Here is an 18756-nt window from a genome sequence, read left to right as displayed (position 1 = left end):
ACCGCCGTTCAGGCTGGCTTGCTGTCCAGCATCGCCATGAAGCGCCCGACCGGCCACTGCTTGCGGTCCGATACCTGTCCATCGCCCAGCTCGATCAGCCGCAGTATCCCCTCGCTGGAAGCGACCACGTCAACCGAGAAAAACGGGCTGTCGATGCGGTGCGCAAGGGCATGCACCAGCGCAGGCACCATGCCGTCGCGGCCGAACGCCTGTCCGCGCAGCACGAAATAGCGTTCTTCGCTGTCGGCTTGCAACTGTTCAAATTTGCGGATGCATACGCCGCCCTCGACCGCACCCCGGTAGCGTTCGATCAAGCCGACCACCTCCGCAATCTCTTGCGGCGTGGCCGCCACCGAGCCACGCTGGGTGGTCAGTGATTTGACGTAGTCTTTCACGAAATAGGCGGGCCAGTTGCGGCCTTCCACCGCGGCGGCGAAGTCGGCGTCGCGCGCGACGATCACCGTTTCCGGCGTGAATTCTTCGCACAGCGCGTACCACTCGGGCAGGTAGTGGCAATGGCGGTACTGGGCCGGACTGGTCAGCATTGCGCAGTCACGCCCGGCGATGGCTTGATGCAAGCGCGCGTAGCCATCCGGCGCCAGCATCCAGCCGCGATACAGCACGGTGACCCCGGCGGACAGGGCCGGTTGCGCCTTGAATTGCCCCGCTTCAAAATCTTCGAAGGAGAACAGCGAACAGGCGAATCCGGCTGCGCGCGCGGCGTCATATTCTTCGCCATAGGCTTGGTCGGCAAGGCGCTTGTTGAAAGGGTCGCAGGGAAACAGCAGCTGCAACGATGGGGCAGGGTGGATGTCGGTCATTGGTTCAGCAGCCCTTTGTTATCGTCGGCAATGTTATATCCCGCTTCCTGGCTGATGCGCTGCATCGCACATGGCGGCAAAAAACGCCAGTGCTTCGATCGACGGCATGAAGGGAAACGGTCGATTTTAACATCGGCGACATGGCCCGAATGGCGCTGAACTCAGCGCCTTCGCGGGGGCGACAGGCATACGCAACGAGGCAAAGGACAACACAGCGCTGTGCAGAATACCAAGGCGCGTCATGTTCCATCCTGCTTGCGCAGCCGGCTCAGCAATTCCTCGACACTGTCGCTCACCGGCAAGCCATGCTGGCGCAGCAATTGCAGATGCAGCACCAGGTTTTCCAGCACCAGCTTGGCCGACACCGCCAGCAAGGTCATCAGCCGGTCTTCGGTGCTGAAGTTGTCCATCGCGGCGGCCATCTCGCACAGGTGCGCCGCCACCAGCTCGCGCAGCTCGGCCTCGCCGAAGGGCAGGTCGGCGAAATCGATGGGGTCTTCCTGCTCGACTTCTTGCATCAGCGCGGCAAGTTCGTGAGGTTTGATCGGCATGTCCATCTCCAGAAAGTTGACTCGCTTCCATTCTAGGCCGGCACGCGACAAGCACGCCGATCCGCGATAAAATTGAGCAGCTTTGATTCCCCATCGTCGTCAGCCACGTGATTGGATGCCATGGCGCGTCTCATTTTCACCCAGCAGCTTGCCCGGTTTACCGCCGTGCCGCAGGTCGACACCAGCGCCGCCAACCTGCGCGCCGGGCTGGACTCCGCCTTCGCCGTCAATCCCCTGCTGCGCGGCTACGTTCTCGACGATCAAGACCACCTGCGCGAAAACGTCGGCGTCTTCATCGACGGCCGCCGCAGCGACGAACGCATCTTGCTCGACGACCCTCTCGCACCCCACAGTACTGTGTACATTCTTCAAGCACTTTCCGGAGGCTGAACATGCAAGCGCGCGCCTATCTTTCCACCCGCAAGGGCCTGTTCGAATTGCAGCGCGGCAGCAGCGGCTGGGACATCGGCCCCAGCCATTTCCTGGGCGAGCCGGTCTCGATCACCCTGGCCGATCCGCGCGACGGCGCCCTTTACGCGGCGCTGAACCTGGGCCACTTCGGCGTCAAGCTGCACCGCAAGGAAGCCGGCAGCGAGGCCTGGACTGAAATCGCCGCGCCCGCCTATCCGCTCAAGCCCGACAACAGCACCGACAAAGTCGAGTGGAAGAACAAGCTGATCTGGTCACTGGAAGCGGGCGGCGCCGACCAGCCAGGCGTGCTGTGGGCCGGCACCCTGCCGGGCGGCTTGTTCCGCTCAGGCGACCGCGGCGCTTCGTGGGAACTGCTGCGTTCGCTGTGGGACGTGCCCCAGCGCGCCGAATGGTTCGGCGGCGGCTACGACGTGCCGGGCATTCACAGCATTTGCGTCGACCCGCGCAACAGCGACCATGTGCTGGTCGGGGTCTCCTGCGGCGGCGTCTGGCGCACCGAAGATGGCGGGGCCAGCTGGACCATCAGCGCCACCGGCATGCGCGCCGACTACATGCCGCCCGAACTCAACGAAAATGAAGCCGTACAAGATCCGCACCGCATCGTGCGCTGCGCCGGCGATCCCGACGTACTGTGGTGCCAGCACCATAACGGTATCTGGCGCTCAAGCGACAACGGCCACCACTGGAAAGAAATCACGCAAGCGCCGCTGTCGAACTTCGGCTTTGCCGTGGCCGCGCATCCGGCCAATGGCGGCCGCGCCTGGTTCGCCCCAGCCGAGGCCGATCAGCGCCGCATTCCGGTCGGCGCCGCCATGGCGGTGACCCGCACCGATGATGGCGGCAACAGTTTCAAGGTGGGTAATGCGGGCTTGCCGCAGCAGCATTGCTACGACCTGGTGTACCGCCACGGGCTGGCGGTGGCCGACGATGGCGCCACCTTGCTGATGGCGTCCACCAGCGGCGGGGTGTGGATGTCGGACAATGCGGGCGACAGCTGGCACACGCTCTCGACCACCATGCCGCCGGTCTACGCGGCGTGTTTTGCCTGAGCGAAGTAGCTGAGGAACATGCTGACGGCGGCATCGACCACGGCCGCCTGTCCTTCCGGCGCCAGCGGCGGCATGCCCATGGTCACCTGCGGCCAGAAGGCCATCGCTTTCACCTGGCCCTGTAGCAGGGTAGCGGCGAAGACCGGATCGCATTCTTTCAGTTTGCCGTCGGCCAGGGCGGCGCGGATCCAGCGCGTCACGCCTTCCTCGCGCTCGCCCAGGCGCGCCACGATTGCCCGCGCCCGCTCGGGTGCGTGCATGCCTTCGGCAATAGCCACCCGCGCCAGGTCGAGAAAATCCTGGTCGGCCATCGCCCGGACCTTAATGGTCATCAACTCCGTCAACTGCACGCGCAGGCTGGCGTCGCTGCGGTAAGCCAGATCCAGGGCGGCGGCGCTGCGCTCGAACAACTGCACCAGGGTCTCGGCGAATAACTCATCCTTGCTGGGGAAGTGGTTGTAGACCGTGCGTTTCGACACGCCGGCGTTGGCGGCGATCTTGTCCATGCTGCTCGCGTCGAAGCCGAGGCTGCGGAATTGCTCGGCGGCGGCGGCCAGGATGGCCAGGCGTTTGCGGTCGGTCAGGCGCCGGGGCGCGTTCGCCTGCGCTGCGGGTGTTTGCGGTGCGTTCATTTCAATATTTTACACCCGCCAGTTTACTTTTCCAAAAATTGAAACTACACTGTGTAGTGTACATTTCTGATTGGATCACCTGTGCACCGACTTTTTCTCAGCCTCCTGTTAATAGGGACATTCCTCATGGCCTCTTGCACCTTCGCCGGCAGCCCCGCGCCGCAGCATCCTTCGCCCCAGTTCAGCGACGGCAAATTCCGCAACCCGGTTCCCATGTTCAAGCAGAGCCCTGCGCAACTGGCCCGGCTGGCGTGGACTTTTATGATGGGCAAGAACAAGGATACGGTGCCAAGCGGCGCGATTCCGGTGCAAGCGCTCACCCGCGCCCAATTGCTGGCGGCGCCCGACAACACCCTGTTCCGCCTCGGCCATTCGACCCTGCTGCTCAAGCTCGATAATGCCTTTTACCTGACCGATCCGGTGTTTTCCAAGCGCGCCTCGCCAGTGCAGTGGGCCGGTCCCGCGCGCTTTCACCAGCCCCCGATCAGCATCGAGGAGCTGCCCCCGCTCAAGGCCGTGATCCTCTCGCACGACCATTACGACCATCTCGACCACGCAGCGGTGCTGGCGCTGGCCGCCAAGACCGAGCACTTTCTTGCCCCGCTCGGCGTTGGCGATCGCCTCGTTGCCTGGGGCATCGACGCCGCCAAGGTGACCCAGCTCGACTGGTGGCAAGAGCGCAAGGTCGGCAACGTGCGCCTGATCGCCACCCCGGCCCAGCATTTCTCCGGACGCAGCCTGAGCGACGGCAACTCGACCCTATGGGCGTCCTGGGTGTTCGTGCATAAAGACGTGCGCGTGTTTTTCAGCGGCGACACCGGTTACTTCGCCGGCTTCAAGGCCATCGGCGACAAATTCGGCCCCTTCGACGTGGCCATGCTCGAAACCGGCGCCTACGACAAGCAATGGCCCGACGTTCATATGGAGCCGGAACAGACCCTGCAAGCTTTCCTCGACCTCAAGGGAAAATGGCTGATGCCGGTGCATAACGGCACCTTCGACCTCAGCCTGCACCCCTGGCACGAACCGTTCGACCGCATCGCCGCGCTCGCCAGCGCGCGCGGGGTGCCTCTGGCCACGCCCGAAATGGGGCAGGCGCTAGACCTGAGCAACCCGGCACCCGGCCAGGCGTGGTGGAAACGGGTCGATCCGACCCCGGGCTAAAATTATTTACAAACCACGTCTCATAATTTCCACAAGCCAATAGCACGCACTAAAAGAGGTTTTTGCTATAAATCGGGTCGTGTGAAAGCGTTTTCATGACGATATGCACCAACATGGATCTTGCATAACTGTTATGCGTTTTATGAATGCAATATGTTGGTGCGGAGCAATAAGTTATGCGAAACTGACATAAGCGCCATTGGGATAATAAATTAAGAGAATATGCTGCGGCGCAGTATATTTTGAACTGTCAGCTGGCTACGCAGCAGACGATTCGAGCGCCAGAAGCGCCGGATTTATCCATCATCCCCTCTGGAGGTTTTATGTTTGCCACGTCCCGTTTCGCTACCGTCCTGTCCGCAACCTTGCTGTGCCTGAGCGCAACCCAGGCCATGGCAGCAGACCGTCCGGCCCGTCTCGATGCAGCCGGCTGCGAAAAACCGGAATTTCCAGTGCGGTGGCAGGATGATGGCGAAAGCGGCACCGTGACCGTCGCCTATCTGATCGATACCGATGGCAAAGTCGTGCAGTCGAAAGTGGTGGAGTCGAGCGGCGCGGTGCGCGTCGATCGTGCTTCGGTGCGCGCCGGCGCCCGCTGCAAGTTTGAACCAGGTGCGAAAGACGGCCAGGCTGCGCTGGCGTGGGCCAAGGTCAAGTATTCGTGGGTCGTTGAGTAAATGAATCATGGCCCCGGCGTGGACATGCACGATGTCCACGCCTGCCGTCTGTTTTATCAGCTTTAGAAGCGGTACAGCACCGACGCTTCCACCGCGCGCCCGAAGATCGGCCGTGCATTGATCGGACCGCTGCCCTGCGCCCCGGTCAGGCGGGAATTGCCTTCCGTCAGCCCCAGTTCATTGCCCAGGTTCGTACCCGCGAGCCTCAATTCCCAATGCGTGCCCACCGATGCCAGGATGCCCGCGTCCACCGTTTTATACGACGGCAGGTACGACAGATTGGCCTGGTCGGCACAGCGGCTGCCCACGTGCGCGTAGGTGCCATACAGTTTCAGTGAATTCTCGCCCAGCGGAATCCGGTAGCTAGGCGACAGGCGGAACTGCATCTTCGGCTGGCGCTGCACCAGCTTGCCGGTAATCGCCGGATTGTCGCGGTATTTCGATTCCTGATAATTGCCCATCAAGCTTACCTGCAGGTTTTTCACCGGCCGCACGGCCAGTTCGAACTCCACGCCATGCCCGCGCGAACCGCTGACCGAATTGAGCACCGCATCGGTCGTGATCTGCTGGAACGAAATACCGGTAAAGTCGGTGTAAAACCCGTTGATGTAGGCGCTGTACATGGTGCCCACAGTCTTGAAGCCGATTTCGTACTGCGTCACTTTCGGCGTCGGCACGCCCTTGCGGTCGTTGACGGCCGCCTGGGTGCCGGCGTTGCGCATGTCGTCGAAGTAGATAAAGGTGTGGCCGGTGTTGGCGCGCGCAAACACGCTCATATCCTTAGACAACTTGACAATCCCGCCCACCGTGAACGAATTGACGCTGTCGTCGCGGCTGAGCTGGGTGTTGGTGCCGGTCGGAACCGAGGTGCCGTTGTTGTAGACGGTCAGCGGATTGGCGTCCGTATCCATCGTGGTCAGGTTCGAGATCGTCGCTTTCAAGCTCTGCTTTTCGCGGCGCGCACCCACATCCACCTTGATCTGCTCGTTCACCTTCCATTCATTGGCCACGAACAGGGCGGTATTGTTGCCCTTGTACGATGCCACCGGCGCATAGAACACATTCCCGTCCACCCCGTTGCGCGAGACGATCGTGCCATTCGTCAGTTGCACATTGATCAGGCTGGCGTTCGGGGTGGCCGTCATCAGGTGGCTGTTGCCCAGGTACCATTCGTCATTCGACTTGTAGCGCGCCAGATACACACCGGCGGTCGTCGTGTTGTTCTTGAGTAGCTCGCGGCTGATCCGGAATTCGTTCGTAAACGAGCTCAGTTTCTTTTCGACCGACCATAATCCGGCCTGCACCACTTGGTCGTTGGGATCGACCACGCCGCCCTTCACATAACTGATGCTGCCCGAACCGCTTGCCGCCAGCGGATTATGGGTCGCGTTGGCATTGGCCAGGTAGGCTGCCGCCGTCAGCGGGTTGTTCCCGGTGAACATCGAGATGGTGTTCAGGTCGCCACTGAAGTAATTCGCCTTGTTCGACACATCCCAGCCGCCCAGCTTTTGCTCGTACTCGGCGCCGAACACGGTCGCATCCATGCCGCGCCCGTCGGCCAGGTCGCGCGTGAGGGTCTTGCCGGGCGCCGCGTCGATGGTGAAGTGGCGCATCTCATTGCTCATCAGGGTGCCGGTGAGCGGATCGAAGCCGGGAAACTCCGTGATGGTGCGCCCGTTGTCGCTGGAAATGAGCGGCACGCCGGTGTAAAACGCGTTTTTATCCTTGGTGGTGCGCACGTAGGCGGTCACTTCGCCCTCGTTCAGCTTGCGCGTGACGGACGCGGTCAGCTGCTTGCCGTCATCGGCCTTGAATTGCGGATCGCGCACGCCCTGGGTCTGGCGCGCGAAGCCGCCGATGGTCCCGTACCAGCCGTCGGCAATCTTGCCGCCCACAAAAGCATCGAGCCGGCGCAGCTTGCCGGTGCCGGTGGTAAAGCGCAGGGTCGCTTCCGGCGTGTCTTCGCCCTTTTTCAGGATGAAGTTCATGGTCGCGCCCGGCTGGCCGACCGAGTAAATCGTGCTCGGCCCGCCGCGCAGCACTTCCACCCGCGCCACCGTATCGTCCAGGCGGAAGGCCGACGAACCCTCGAAGAACGACAGCACCGGCACCGGATAGAGTGGATTGCCGTTCATCTGCACCGACACGAAGGGCGAATCGCTACCCGACGGAAATCCGCGCACCTCGATGTTCGCGCCCGACTGGCCGCCGGTCGACTCCGCATACACGCCCGGGACCAGTTTCAGCACGTCGGCGGTGCTGCTGGGCGAGGCCGATTTGAGCTGCTCCTCGGTTGCCGTGGTGATCGAAAAACTGGTGTCGATCTTGCGCGTGCCGCGTGCCGAGGCGGTGCCGGTCACCACCACCTGCTGGATTTCGGACGCCACCGCTTGGGCGGCCGCCGCGTCCGCCGTCGCCGGGGCGGCGGCCTGGCCCGACGCCTGGGCTTGGTTCATCAGGGTCAGTACGGCCAGCGTGACTGAGGAAAGCAGGAAGTGCTTGTGACTGTTCATTGTTATGCTCGCTTTTATGTGTCTTGTTGAAATCCGTCTCCTGGACTGGCGTCGCCGTGCTCGAACGGCGCTCACCGCATGCGTGTCCCCTGTCTGATCCTGCCGCGCCGCGCAGCGGGCCGGTCTGCAATTTATTATGATGGCAAGAAAAGACGAATCATTGAAACAAGAAATGTTATCGATGTCAATCGAAATGTTATCGATGTCATTTGGCCTTTAGAGAGGCGTAAACCTGTCATAATGCGGCGGTGTCGTTGTTTTCCTACCAAAATTGAGCGTTTCCATGGCCGCAAACAAGGCTGCAAAAAAGACTGCCGCGCCGGCGAGCACGATCGCGCCGCGCAAGAACGACGCCTCCCTGACGATGGAAGACCTCGCCAGCCTGGCGGGCGTCTCCACGATCACCGTCTCGCGCGCCTTGCGCGACAGCCCGCTGGTCACGGAAAAGACGCGCGAAAAAATCCGCCGCCTCGCCGACGAGCAGGGCTACCGCCTTAACATCAGCGCGCGCAACCTGCGCATGCGGCGCAGCTACTCGGTCGCGGTGGTGGTCGAAATGACGCCTGTGAAGGGGCGCCCCATGTCCGACCCGTATCCGCTTGAACTATTGGGCGGCATCACCCAGGAACTGACCACGGCCGGCTACAGCGTGGTGCTCACCTCCAAGCAGTTGATGGACACCGCCCCGGTGCAGGGCGCCGACGGCCTGATTCTGCTCGGCCAGGGCTCGCACGGCGAAGCGGTGCGCTTCTTGCAAAAGGCCAACCTGCCGCTGGTGGTGTGGGGCGCGCTTGACGCCGGCGCCACCACCATCGTGGTCGGCAGCGACAACCGCCGCGGCGGCGCCAGTGTGGCCGAACGCTTTCTGGCGCAGGGCCGGCGCAAGCTGGTGTTTTTGGGCGATGTCGACCACGCCGAAGTCCAGGAACGCTGCGCCGGCTTCATCGACGCGCTGGGCGGGCAGGGTACGGTGCACATCATCCGTCCCAAGGCCTTCACGTTCGAATCGGGCTTCGACAGCATGAGCGCGCTGCTCAAGAAAAAGGGGCACGCTGTTGACGGCGTGTTTGCCGCAAGCGACCTGCTGGCCATGGGCGCGATCCGCGCGCTCACCGAGCACCAACTGCGCGTGCCCGACGATGTCTCGGTCATCGGCTACGACGACACGCCCGGCGCGGCCAGTTTCGTGCCGCCGCTGACCAGCGTGCATCAGTACCTGCGCGATGGCGGCGTGCTGCTCGCCAAAAAAATGCTGGCGCTGATCAATGGCGAGCAGGTCGAGTCCGAAATGCTGCCGACCACCCTGATCGCCCGCCAGACCTGATTTGCGCGGCAAAATCTAAATAAATTGACATCCCAAACCGATTTGAAATAGACTCGGCCGCAATCCAAACCGGTTTGAAGTGCAAATTTCAAAAGACAGACAAAGGACAAAACCGTGCCCCACGCCCCTTCCCGACATGCTCTCCCGCTCGAACCCTGGTGCCTTCGCGAGACCGCTTTCGACCCCGCCGCGCACTTTTTGAACGAGACCCTGTTCGCGCTCGGTAACGGCTACATCGGCCTGCGCGCCACGCCCGAAGAAGGCTACAGCGGCCCGGCCGGCACCTCGCTCGACGGCACTTACCTCAACGGCTTCTACGAGTCCGAACCGATCGTCTATCCGGAAGCGGCCTTTGGCCTGGCCAAGACCAACCAGTTCATGCTCAACGTACCGAACGCCAAAGGCATCGAAGTCTGGCTCGGCGACGAACGCTTCGACCCCTTGCAGGGCACGCTCGACCGCTACGAAAGGGTGCTCGATTTTCGCACCGGCGTGCTGCGCCGCAGCCTGGAATGGACCTCGGCCAGCGGCAAGCGTCTGGGGCTGATTACGCGGCGCGTGGTCTCGCTGGCCGACAAGCACCTGTTCGCGCTCGATGTCGAGCTGACCGCCCTTAATTTCTCCGGGGCCGTGCGGGTGGTCTCGACCATCGACGGCGCCGTGCGCAACCAGGAAGCCGGGGACGATCCGCGCATCGGCTCGGCCGTCTCCGGCCCCGCGCTGCACCTGCTGGCGGTGGAGCAGGGCGCCAGCATGTCCAGCCTCACCCAGCGCACCCACAACAGCGGCTTTACCCTGGTGAGCGCCATCGACACCGTGGCGGCGGTCGCGGGCAGCGCCAGTCACCACGAGCTGGCGGCCAGCCACAGTTTTACGTTGGACCTCGACGTGATGCTGCCGCAAAGCCTGACCAAATACGGCGTCTATTTCTCGTCGCGCGATTACCCCGAGGCCGAACTGGCGGGCCTGGCAAAAGGCGCGCTGGCCAAGGCCAGGCTTGATGGCTTCGAGGCCCTGTGCGCGCGCCAGGCAGCTTATCTGGCCGACTTCTGGGAGCGCGCCGACGTGGAAATCGCCGGCGACGACGCGCTCCAGCAAGGCATCCGCTTCAACCAGTTCCACCTGCTGCAATCGGCCGGGCGCGACGGCAAGACCAACATCGCCGCCAAGGGCGTCACCGGCGAAGGCTACGAAGGCCACTACTTCTGGGATACCGAGATCTACATCTTCCCGTTTTTCTTGTACAGCAAACCCGAAGTCGCCCGCCAGCTGCTGGCCTACCGCTACGCCGGACTTGAACAGGCCCGCGCGCGCGCGCGCCAGATGTCGCACGCCAAAGGCGCCCTGTACCCGTGGCGCACCATCGCCGGCGAAGAATGCTCCGCCTACTTCCCGGCCGGTACCGCGCAGTACCACATCAACGCCGACATCGCGTACTCCATCAAGCTGTATCTGGACGCCACGGGCGACCTCGATTACATGGCAAAGCAGGGCGCCGAAATCGTGCTGGAGACCGCGCGCATCTGGATCGGCATCGGCAACTACGACCGCGCCGGGCGCTTCTGCATCAACGAAGTGACGGGCCCGGACGAATACACGGCCCTGGTCAACAACAACTACTACACCAACGCCATGGCGCAGATGCATTTGCGCTTTGCGGCGGAGATTGTCGACAAGCTGCGCGGCGCGCGCCCGCAAGATTTTGCGCGCATCGCGCAGGCCATCGGCCTTGACGATACCGAGCCGGCAGCGTGGCGCCGCGCCGCCGGCCGCATGGCGCTGCCCTACGATGCCGCCCTCGGCATCCACGAGCAGGACGACAGCTTCCTCGGCAAAAAGCCCTGGGACTTCGCCGCCACGCCGAAAGAAAACTATCCCCTACTGCTGAACTACCACCCGCTGGTGATCTACCGCCACCAGGTCTGCAAGCAGGCCGACGTGGTGCTGGCGCTGCTGCTCTTGTCCGACCAGTTCACCCAGGACGACAAAAAGCGCGACTTCGACTACTACGAAGCGGTGACCACGCACGACTCGTCGCTCTCGTCCTGCATCTTCAGCATCATCGCCTCGGAAGTGGGCTACCACGACAAGGCCTACGACTATTTTCTCGAGACCGCGCGCCTGGACCTGGACGACACGCACGGCAACACCCACTACGGCGTGCACACCGCAGCCATGGCCGGCACCTGGATGGGCGTCGCTTACGGCTTTGCCGGCATGCGCGTGGCCGACGGCGCGCTGCGCTTTGCGCCCACCCTGCCGGCGCGCTGGCAGCACTACCAGTTCCAGATTCACATCCACGGCGCCTTGCTGCAGGTGCGCATCGATGCCGCCGAAGCACGCTACACGCTGGTTCACGGCGAGTCGCTGACCCTTGGCCACTGCGGCGAGCGCGTCTCGCTCACCGGCGCCGCGCCATCGGTTTCGGTCGCCCGTCCACGTCAGGAGAAAACAGCATGAGCAGGTTCAAGGCAGTCATTTTCGATCTCGATGGCGTCATCACCGACACCGCGCACTATCATTACCTGGCGTGGAAGCGGCTGGCCGAAGCGGAAGGCGTGCATTTCGACGAAGCCTTCAACGAACAATTGAAGGGCATCGACCGCATGGGGTCCCTGGACCTGATCCTGGCCGGCGCGAAGCGCACGTACAGCGATGAACAGAAGCTGGCGCTGGCCGACGCCAAGAACCGGCATTATCAGGAGCTGATCGCCACCATGTCGGCGGCCGACCTGCTGCCCGGCGCGGTCGATGCGCTGGCGGCGGTGCGCGCGGCCGGCCTGCGCATCGGCCTCGCCTCGGTCAGTAAGAATGCGTTCACGGTACTCGAACGCCTGGGCATCCGCGATCGCTTCGACTACGTGGTCGACGCCGCGCTGATCGCCCACAGCAAGCCGCATCCGGAGATTTTTTTAACCGCCGCGCGCGAGCTGGGCGTGGACCCGGTGCACTGCCTGGGCGTGGAGGACGCGGTGGCCGGCGTGGCGTCGATCAAGAGCGCCGGCATGTGGGCGCTTGGCATCGGCAACCCGGATGTGCTCACGCGGGCCGACCGGGTGATCCCGGCGCTGGACGGCTTCAAGCTGGAGGATTACCAGTAGGCGCGAGTAGGACAGCAGCAGGAAGTAGCACACCAAAATAAAAAATATTGGAGACCGTGTGAAAAACCAACGCATTATGTTAGCCCTTTTTTTGATTTACTTCGTCTTTGCGATCCTGCTTAACAGCGTCGGCACGGTCATCCTCCAGATCATCGGCAACTACGGCGTGAGCAAATCGAGCGCCAGCAACCTGGAAGCATTCAAGGACTTGCCGATCGCGGTCGTGTCCTTCCTGGTGGCCTCCTTTTTGCCGCGCATCGGCTACAAGAACGCCATGCTCGCCGCGCTGGCGCTGGTCACCGCCGCCTGCGTCGCCATGCCGCTGCTGCCCGCCTTCTGGACCGCCAAACTGCTGTTCCTGTGCGTTGGCGTGGCGTTCGCGCTGGTCAAGGTGTCGGTGTATTCGACCCTGGGCCTGATCGCGCGCGACCGCCGCCACCATGCCGGCATCATGAATACCCTGGAAGGCGTGTTCATGGTCGGCGTGTTGAGCGCCTACTGGATCTTCGGTTACTTTATTGATTCGTCCGACCCCGCCTCGCGCAGCTGGCTGCAGGTGTACTGGTTGCTGGCCGCGCTGTGCGCCGTCACCTTCGCGCTGGTGCTGTCGACCACCTTCGACGAAGGCACGGCGCAGCTGCCGCAAGGGCGCAGCCGCTGGGACGACTTCAGCGCCATGCTCAAGCTGTTCTTCAAGCCGCTGGTGTGCGTGTTCGTCATGACGGCGTTCCTGTATGTGCTGATCGAGCAAAGCGTCGGTACCTGGCTGCCGACCTTTAACAACGAAATCCTCAAGCTGCCGGCGGCCATGAGCGTGCAGGTGACCAGCATCTTCGCCGCCTGCCTGGCGATCGGCCGCCTGTCTGCCGGTTTTGTGATGCGCCGGATGAACTGGTACCCGGTCATGAACATCTGCGTGATCGGCATGGCCGCCACGGTGCTGCTGGCGCTTCCGCTTACGCATGACGTGGTGGCCGACCCCGGCATCACCTGGTCCAGCGCGCCGCTGGCGACCTTTTTGTTCCCGCTGATTGGCCTGTTCATGGCGCCGATCTACCCGGGCATCAATTCGGTCATGCTCAGTTCCCTGCCGCCGCACCAGCACTCGTCGATGACCGGGCTGCTGGTGATTTTTTCGGCGCTGGGCGGCACCACCGGCTCGTTCATCACCGGTTATGTGTTCGGCAATTTCAGCGGCCACTTCGCGTTCTACCTCACACTGGTGCCAATCACGCTGGTGCTGGTCACCCTGTACTTCTTTAAACGGCAGGTCGATCATGCTGCCTGACCCTGTTGCTATAATTGCAGTCTTTACACCATCGACCAACGAAGTTCGACCATGAATCTCAAGAGCCTGGCCCGTACGCTCGGGATTTCAAAGACCACCGTCAGCCGTGCCCTGAACGGCTACCCCGAAGTCAATGCCCACACCCGCGAACGCGTGCTGGCCGCCGCCAAGGAAGCCGGCTACGAAGCCAATCCGATGGCGCGCAGCCTCGCGGTGGGGCGCACCAACGTCTTCGGCATCATCTATCCGCTGCTGCCGAGCGACCTGGGCGACCCGATGTTTTTGGGCGTGGTGGGCGGCATGTCGGCCGCGCTCGAAAAGAGCAAGATGAACCTGATCATCGCGCCGGTCTCGCCGCAAAACGAGCTGCCGTCGTACGAGCAGATGGTGCGCGGACGCCGCGTCGATGGGCTGGTGGTCAGCCGCACCCTGGTGCACGACGAGCGCATTGCCTACCTGGTGAAGAAGGGCTTTCCATTTGTCGCGCACGGCCGCACGGAACTCAAGCAGCCTTACGCCTGGTTCGATTACGACAACGAAGCCGGCATCGGGCTCGCGTGCGCGCACCTGTTCGAGCATGGCCACCGCCGCATCGCGCTGGTGAGCGCACCGCTCGAGCTCAATTTTGCGTGCCAGCGCAAGAACAGCTTCATCGCCTGCATGGCGCAAGCCGGCCTGCCCATCGATCCGCGCCACCTGGTCGACAACACGCTCGACCGCCGCACCGGCTACCAGGCCATGCAGGAGCTGCTGGCCTGTTCGCCCCGGCCGACCGCCGTCATCGTCGACAATCACCTCTCCGGCGTGGGCGCGGTGCGCGCGCTGCTGGACGCCGGCATCGAGATCGGCAAGGACATGTCGGTCATCGTCTGGGGCAGCATCGAAGACAGCCTGGTGGGGTCGAACGTCACCACCATCGACCAGCCGGACCCCAACGAAGCGGGCGCGAAGATGACCGAGATGCTCGCCGCGCTGGTGGCGGGCACGCCGCCGGCGCAGTTGCAGGTCCTGTGGCAGCCGGTACTGCTGCCCGGCGCCACTGTGGGGCGCTGCATCGCCTGACTTGCAGGGCGGCACTCGCATTGACGTTCATGCAAAATTGCCTTACTCTCTACACGGGCGGATCCTTCAAGCCGGCCTGTTCTTGCCTCGTGCAGGGACGAGCCTCTGCGGGGCTACCCCGTGGGATATTTATTGCTGTGCAATTCACCGCATGAGCGGCCGTGCGCTGCCGCGCACCTGGACTCATGCTTCACGAGACTGGTTGAAGGCTCTCCGCCCCCTCAAAATTCATCAAGCATGATTCCCAAAGACGCCATCGCCCTGGCGCTCGCCGACACCATGCTGGCGCGCGACGCAACGCTCGCCGGCCTGATCGCCAGCGCGACCTGGGCGTTCGGCCATCCGTGGCCGTGGATACCTGAGCTATGCGAGCAAATCCACGCGCGCACCGCCGAACACTTTTACTATTTCAGCCGCCATGAACTGGCGCAGATCATTTTCGACCTGGACCTGTTTCACGACGCCTGGGAAGGCGAGGGAGCCGCACCGCAGCTCACACACTACTGCCTCGACCTGCCCGTGGCGCCGCCAGCGCCCGACTGGCTGGCCGCGCTCGCGCTGCCCGCACTGCCGTCCGTGGGCGACCTTGCGCAGTGGCTGCAAGTGCGCCCGGGTGAACTTGACTGGTTCGCCGGCCAGTGGCGCAAGGAACCGATGCCGGCCGCGCAACTGGAGCACTACCACTATCGCTGGGTGCCCAAGCGCAGCGGCGGCGTGCGCCTGATCGAAATTCCCAAGCAGCGCCTGCCCGGCATGCAGGCGACCATTCTGCGCGAACTGCTCGACCGCGTACCCGCGCATCCGGCCGCGCATGGCTTCCGCCGCGGCCATTCCTGCGTCACCCATGCGGCCCTGCATACCGGCCAGCGGGTGGTGATCCGCATGGACCTCAAGGATTTCTTCCCCAGCATTCCGGCTTCGCGCATTCACGCGCTGTTTGTCAAACTCGGGTACTCGCAGACCGTGGCCGGCGTGCTGGCGCGCCTGTGCGTGAACCGCGTGCCGGCCGGCGTGCTGCGCGAACCGGCTGGCGGCAATGCGCTCACGTGGACCCAGCGCCAGGCACTGCGCGCGCCGCACCTGCCGCAAGGCTCGCCCTGTTCGCCGGCGCTGGCCAACGCCTGCGCGTGGCGGCTTGACGTTCGCCTCGAGACGCTGGCGCAATCGCTCGGCGCGCGCTACAGCCGTTATGCGGACGACCTGGTGTTCTCGGGCGGGCGCGAACTGGAACGCTCGCTCGACCGTTTCCACGCACAGGTCGGCGCCATCGCCCTCGAAGAAGGTTTTGCCATCAACACGCGCAAAACGCGCATGATGCGCGCCGGCGTGCGCCAGCAGGTCACCGGCATTGTGGTCAACCACCATCCCAACATCGCGCGCGAGGAGTTCGATGTGCTCAAGGCCACCCTGACCAACTGCGTGCGCCACGGTCCGCACGGGCAGGATCGCGAGAAGCGGCCGGATTTTCGCGCCTGGCTGGCAGGGAAGGTGGCGTATGTCACCATGGTCAATCCCCAGCGCGGTGGGCGCTTGCAGCGGCTGTTGGACGCTATCGTCTGGCCCGCCGGGCCGCTGTGTAATGGAAGCGAGCCGCACCGATGAGTATTTCACAGCCCGGAGGCTGCCTGGACACCAATGGCATCCCAGATGCCCGATTTGAACCAGCGGCGCCGTTCTCTGAGGCGGAAATCAATGCGCTCGAATCGAGCATTGGCTGGAAGCTGCCAAAGGACTATTCCGAATTCATCAAACAGTTTGGCGGCGCGTTCGTTGGCGGTTGCATTGACGGCGCCGACGATCTTCCCATCCTCGCCTTTTTTGGCGCAGACAAGGACAAGGGAATCCTCTCGAAGCTGCACGCGTATCCGGATCTTCGAGCCGAAGGTGTACTGCCAATTGCCGACTGTGAATTGGGTAACCTGTACGTGCTGGATCGAGAAAATGCCGTGCACTATATTAATTACTACGGCGGAAAAACAAGCGTGCGCAAAGTTGCCGCCTCATTTCAAGCATTCGCTGACCGGATTGCTGTACAAGACGAATAACTCGCAGGCGGTTGTACGTATCGCTACCGACATTCGACAACACGACGCAAAAGAAAATAGAATGCTCTAACTTATTGCATTGGCCGTGATCTGGTACATTATTTGTGAACTCTGGATCAAGTACATCCGAAAGCCGCAATCCATGCCCGGGCCGCGCTCATTCTGGATCGGCATAGCCCAATCTATTGGGTCTGCACTATTGGTCGCTAGTGCAGTTTGGTTGACATTTTTCAGTAAAAAATAGAGATCCTTTCCCCGGAGTGCGCAGTGACACCGACTTCCCCCAATCCCTATTCCGCACCCACTGCCTCCTTCGACGGCGTGGAAACTGGCCGCTGCCGGCGCGAGGGGGACATCCTGGTCGCCTCCACCGAAGAACACCTGCCGCCGCGCTGCGTGAAATGCAACGCGCCCGCCATGATGGACAAGCCGCGCACCTTTACGTGGCACCATCCCGGCTGGTATGTGCTGGTTCCCATGGTGGTGTATCTGATCGTGGGCCTCTTCGTGCGCAAGCAGGCGACCCTGGTACTGGGCCTGTGCGACCAGCACCGCCGCCATCGCCTTTATCTGTCGCTGGCATCGCTCGGCGTGTTTTTCCTTGGCCTAGCCGGACTGTATCTGACCGCCGAGTCGCGTAACTCCTTGCTGCTGCCATCTACCGTGATGATCCTGGTCAGCCTGCTGCTGCGCATCGCCGCCGTGCGCATTCTGCGGCCGGTGTTCATCGACCAGCACGAAATCCGCCTGAAAGGCTGTGGCCCCGAGTTTCTCGATTCGCTCCCCGCACTGAAACAACAAAGGACATAAGTGGAAGCCATTATCTTCGTCGGCCTGCAAGCGAGCGGCAAGTCGACTTTTTACAAAAATCACTATTTCAATTCGCACCTGCGCATCAGCAACGACCTGCTGAAAACCAAATACCGCGAGAAAAAGCTGCTGGAGATCTGCCTCGACACTGACATGCCCTTCGTGGTCGACAACACCAATCCCACACGCGAGGTACGGGCGAAATATATCGATGCCCTCAAGGGCAGTAAATTCAGGATTCAGTGCGTCTATTTCCGCATCGACCTGGAGCGCTCGCTGGCCTGGAACCGCAGCCGCAGCGGCGCCGCGCTGATTCCGGACGTGGGCATTTTCGACACCCACAAGCGCATCGAACTGCCCACCATGGCGGAAGGCTTCGACCAGATGCAGTATGTCGATATCATCGACAACCAATTTATCGTAAAGGCATGGAATGAAATTTGATGAACTCGACGCCATCATGCGCGCCCACGAAACCGCGACCGACCGCTGCATCGAACCGGGCGTGTACATGGTGGCGCGCATCGACGGCCGCAGTTTTACCAGACTGACCAAGGAAAAGGTCAGTTTCGAGGCGCCCTTCGACGTGCGTTTTCGCGACCTGATGGCAGACACCACGCGCCACCTGATGAACTGCGGCTTCAAGGTTGTCTACGCCTACACCGAAAGCGACGAAATCTCGCTGCTGTTCGATCCGGATATCGATCTGTATGGGCGCAAGCTGCGCAAGTACACGTCGATCCTGGCGGGCGAGGCATCGGCCAAATTCAGCCTGATGCTGGGCGAGCTGGCGGCCTTCGATTGCCGCATTTGCGAGCTGCCGGACCCTAAAACCGTGGTCGATTATTTCCGCTGGCGTAACGAGGACGCGCACCGCAATGGCCTCAACGCCCACTGCTACTGGATGTTGCGCAAAGAGGGCGTGGCGGGGGGCGCTGCGGCGGCGCAGATCGAAGGGCGCAGCATCGAGGACAAGGTGGCGCTGCTGGCCAGCCGAGGCATCGATTTCCACGCGCTGCCGGCGTGGCAGTTGCGCGGCACCGGGTTGTACTGGGTGGACGAGGAAAAGCGCGGCTACAACCCGAAAGAACAGGTGGAAGTGGTCTCAAGCAAGCGCGCGATCAAGACCGACGTCGATTTGCCGACCGGCGAGGCCTACGCCGACTTTGTGCGCGCCATGCTGCCGGCATGAGTTCGTGGCCTGCACGTGCGTCACGCTGCCAGTATCGACACGAAAGCAACGTCCCGGTTGACATGGTTTCTGGTCACTCGCTACTGCTTTGCCCG

The 18756-nt window shown here is 62.6% G+C and carries 18 protein-coding genes; 14 read left to right on the top strand and 4 right to left on the bottom strand.

The genetic code is table 11. The annotated features are described in order from the left end of the window. Nucleotides 1-8: 8 nt before the first annotated feature. Together F1609_RS25955 and F1609_RS25950 are read right to left on the bottom strand one after the other, a co-directional pair. The gene (locus tag F1609_RS25955) at nucleotides 9-821 is read right to left on the bottom strand and encodes an ATP-grasp domain-containing protein (protein WP_187363136.1); all 813 of its coding nucleotides are present in this window, start codon (nucleotides 819-821) and stop codon (nucleotides 9-11) included. A gap of 239 nt (nucleotides 822-1060) precedes the next feature. Beyond that, nucleotides 1061-1372, bottom strand: a complete 312-nt coding sequence (locus tag F1609_RS25950; protein ID WP_166880983.1) for a hypothetical protein — start codon at nucleotides 1370-1372, stop codon at nucleotides 1061-1063. Nucleotides 1373-1492: 120 nt separating this feature from the next. On the opposite strand from F1609_RS25950, the gene F1609_RS25945 reads away from it, so the two are divergent. Together F1609_RS25945 and F1609_RS25940 are read left to right on the top strand one after the other, a co-directional pair. Further along, complete coding sequence (locus tag F1609_RS25945) at nucleotides 1493-1762, top strand: ubiquitin family protein (RefSeq protein WP_167079545.1); 270 nt, start codon at nucleotides 1493-1495, stop codon at nucleotides 1760-1762. A 2-nt stretch (nucleotides 1763-1764) separates the two neighbouring features. Further along, nucleotides 1765-2853, top strand: coding sequence for a WD40/YVTN/BNR-like repeat-containing protein (locus F1609_RS25940; protein ID WP_167079544.1), 1089 nt, complete (start codon nucleotides 1765-1767; stop codon nucleotides 2851-2853). Here F1609_RS25940 and F1609_RS25935 read toward each other — a convergent pair. Beyond that, entirely contained in the window at nucleotides 2832-3485 is a 654-nt protein-coding gene (locus F1609_RS25935; protein ID WP_167079543.1) for a TetR/AcrR family transcriptional regulator, read from the bottom strand. The genes F1609_RS25940 and F1609_RS25935 overlap by 22 nt on opposite strands. Before the next feature lie 126 nt (nucleotides 3486-3611). On the opposite strand from F1609_RS25935, the gene F1609_RS25930 reads away from it, so the two are divergent. Continuing rightward, a complete protein-coding gene (locus F1609_RS25930) occupies nucleotides 3612-4649 on the top strand; it encodes an MBL fold metallo-hydrolase (RefSeq protein ID WP_187363135.1) in 1038 nt (345 codons plus the stop codon). 323 nt (nucleotides 4650-4972) lie between these two features. Then, a complete protein-coding gene (locus F1609_RS25925; RefSeq protein ID WP_167079541.1) occupies nucleotides 4973-5326 on the top strand; it encodes an energy transducer TonB in 354 nt (117 codons plus the stop codon). A 62-nt stretch (nucleotides 5327-5388) separates the two neighbouring features. Here the strand turns inward: F1609_RS25925 and F1609_RS25920 are convergent, their stop codons facing one another. Continuing rightward, nucleotides 5389-7839: a TonB-dependent receptor gene (locus F1609_RS25920; RefSeq protein WP_167079540.1), complete on the bottom strand. Its 2451-nt coding sequence runs from the start codon at nucleotides 7837-7839 to the stop codon at nucleotides 5389-5391. 283 nt (nucleotides 7840-8122) lie between these two features. Between F1609_RS25920 and F1609_RS25915 the strand changes: the two genes are divergently transcribed. The 10 genes from F1609_RS25915 (at nucleotide 8123) to F1609_RS25870 (ending at nucleotide 18661) form a co-directional block, all read left to right on the top strand. Continuing rightward, a complete protein-coding gene (locus F1609_RS25915) occupies nucleotides 8123-9163 on the top strand; it encodes a LacI family DNA-binding transcriptional regulator (RefSeq protein WP_167079539.1) in 1041 nt (346 codons plus the stop codon). Nucleotides 9164-9277: 114 nt separating this feature from the next. Continuing rightward, nucleotides 9278-11623: a glycoside hydrolase family 65 protein gene (locus tag F1609_RS25910; RefSeq protein ID WP_167079538.1), complete on the top strand. Its 2346-nt coding sequence runs from the start codon at nucleotides 9278-9280 to the stop codon at nucleotides 11621-11623. Then, nucleotides 11620-12264: a beta-phosphoglucomutase gene (gene pgmB, locus F1609_RS25905; protein WP_167079537.1), complete on the top strand. Its 645-nt coding sequence runs from the start codon at nucleotides 11620-11622 to the stop codon at nucleotides 12262-12264. The genes F1609_RS25910 and pgmB overlap by 4 nt, the downstream gene beginning before the upstream one ends. Before the next feature lie 76 nt (nucleotides 12265-12340). Beyond that, entirely contained in the window at nucleotides 12341-13552 is a 1212-nt protein-coding gene (locus tag F1609_RS25900; protein ID WP_187363134.1) for an MFS transporter, read from the top strand. Nucleotides 13553-13603: 51 nt separating this feature from the next. Beyond that, complete coding sequence (locus F1609_RS25895) at nucleotides 13604-14614, top strand: substrate-binding domain-containing protein (protein WP_167079535.1); 1011 nt, start codon at nucleotides 13604-13606, stop codon at nucleotides 14612-14614. Nucleotides 14615-14851: 237 nt separating this feature from the next. After that, complete coding sequence (locus tag F1609_RS25890; RefSeq protein WP_167079534.1) at nucleotides 14852-16216, top strand: reverse transcriptase family protein; 1365 nt, start codon at nucleotides 14852-14854, stop codon at nucleotides 16214-16216. Continuing rightward, the gene (locus F1609_RS25885) at nucleotides 16213-16659 is read left to right on the top strand and encodes an SMI1/KNR4 family protein (protein WP_167079533.1); all 447 of its coding nucleotides are present in this window, start codon (nucleotides 16213-16215) and stop codon (nucleotides 16657-16659) included. The genes F1609_RS25890 and F1609_RS25885 overlap by 4 nt, the downstream gene beginning before the upstream one ends. 267 nt (nucleotides 16660-16926) lie before the next feature. Next, nucleotides 16927-17469, top strand: a complete 543-nt coding sequence (locus F1609_RS25880; RefSeq protein WP_167079532.1) for a hypothetical protein — start codon at nucleotides 16927-16929, stop codon at nucleotides 17467-17469. Then, nucleotides 17470-17913 carry an AAA family ATPase gene (locus F1609_RS25875; protein WP_167079531.1) on the top strand — a complete coding sequence of 148 codons (444 nt, stop codon included), beginning with the start codon at nucleotides 17470-17472 and terminating at the stop codon, nucleotides 17911-17913. It begins immediately after the preceding gene. Then, on the top strand, nucleotides 17903-18661 hold the full coding sequence (locus tag F1609_RS25870; RefSeq protein WP_167079530.1) for a tRNA(His) guanylyltransferase Thg1 family protein: 759 nt from the start codon (nucleotides 17903-17905) through the stop codon (nucleotides 18659-18661). The genes F1609_RS25875 and F1609_RS25870 overlap by 11 nt, the downstream gene beginning before the upstream one ends. The last annotated feature ends 95 nt before the right edge of the window (nucleotides 18662-18756 follow it).

The sequence above is a fragment of the Massilia aquatica genome (genome assembly GCF_011682045.1).
GTDB classification, from domain to species: domain Bacteria; phylum Pseudomonadota; class Gammaproteobacteria; order Burkholderiales; family Burkholderiaceae_D; genus Telluria_A; species Telluria_A aquatica.
Note: the sequence above shows the minus strand (reverse complement) of the source record. Positions and strands in the feature narration are given on the sequence as shown.

Excerpts from the sequence above, each read along its gene's own strand:
- F1609_RS25935 (WP_167079543.1), bottom strand. The coding sequence starts at position 3,485 with ATGAACGCACCGCAAACACCCGCAGCGCAGGCGAACGCGCCCCGGCGC.
- F1609_RS25930 (WP_187363135.1), top strand. The coding sequence starts at position 3,612 with ATGGCCTCTTGCACCTTCGCCGGCAGCCCCGCGCCGCAGCATCCTTCG.
- F1609_RS25950 (WP_166880983.1), bottom strand. The coding sequence starts at position 1,372 with ATGCCGATCAAACCTCACGAACTTGCCGCGCTGATGCAAGAAGTCGAG.
- pgmB (WP_167079537.1), top strand. The coding sequence starts at position 11,620 with ATGAGCAGGTTCAAGGCAGTCATTTTCGATCTCGATGGCGTCATCACC.
- F1609_RS25920 (WP_167079540.1), bottom strand. The coding sequence starts at position 7,839 with ATGAACAGTCACAAGCACTTCCTGCTTTCCTCAGTCACGCTGGCCGTA.
- F1609_RS25890 (WP_167079534.1), top strand. The coding sequence starts at position 14,852 with ATGATTCCCAAAGACGCCATCGCCCTGGCGCTCGCCGACACCATGCTG.
- F1609_RS25885 (WP_167079533.1), top strand. The coding sequence starts at position 16,213 with ATGAGTATTTCACAGCCCGGAGGCTGCCTGGACACCAATGGCATCCCA.
- F1609_RS25955 (WP_187363136.1), bottom strand. The coding sequence starts at position 821 with ATGACCGACATCCACCCTGCCCCATCGTTGCAGCTGCTGTTTCCCTGC.
- F1609_RS25895 (WP_167079535.1), top strand. The coding sequence starts at position 13,604 with ATGAATCTCAAGAGCCTGGCCCGTACGCTCGGGATTTCAAAGACCACC.
- F1609_RS25915 (WP_167079539.1), top strand. The coding sequence starts at position 8,123 with ATGGCCGCAAACAAGGCTGCAAAAAAGACTGCCGCGCCGGCGAGCACG.
- F1609_RS25945 (WP_167079545.1), top strand. The coding sequence starts at position 1,493 with ATGGCGCGTCTCATTTTCACCCAGCAGCTTGCCCGGTTTACCGCCGTG.
- F1609_RS25870 (WP_167079530.1), top strand. The coding sequence starts at position 17,903 with ATGAAATTTGATGAACTCGACGCCATCATGCGCGCCCACGAAACCGCG.
- F1609_RS25900 (WP_187363134.1), top strand. The coding sequence starts at position 12,341 with ATGTTAGCCCTTTTTTTGATTTACTTCGTCTTTGCGATCCTGCTTAAC.
- F1609_RS25940 (WP_167079544.1), top strand. The coding sequence starts at position 1,765 with ATGCAAGCGCGCGCCTATCTTTCCACCCGCAAGGGCCTGTTCGAATTG.
- F1609_RS25925 (WP_167079541.1), top strand. The coding sequence starts at position 4,973 with ATGTTTGCCACGTCCCGTTTCGCTACCGTCCTGTCCGCAACCTTGCTG.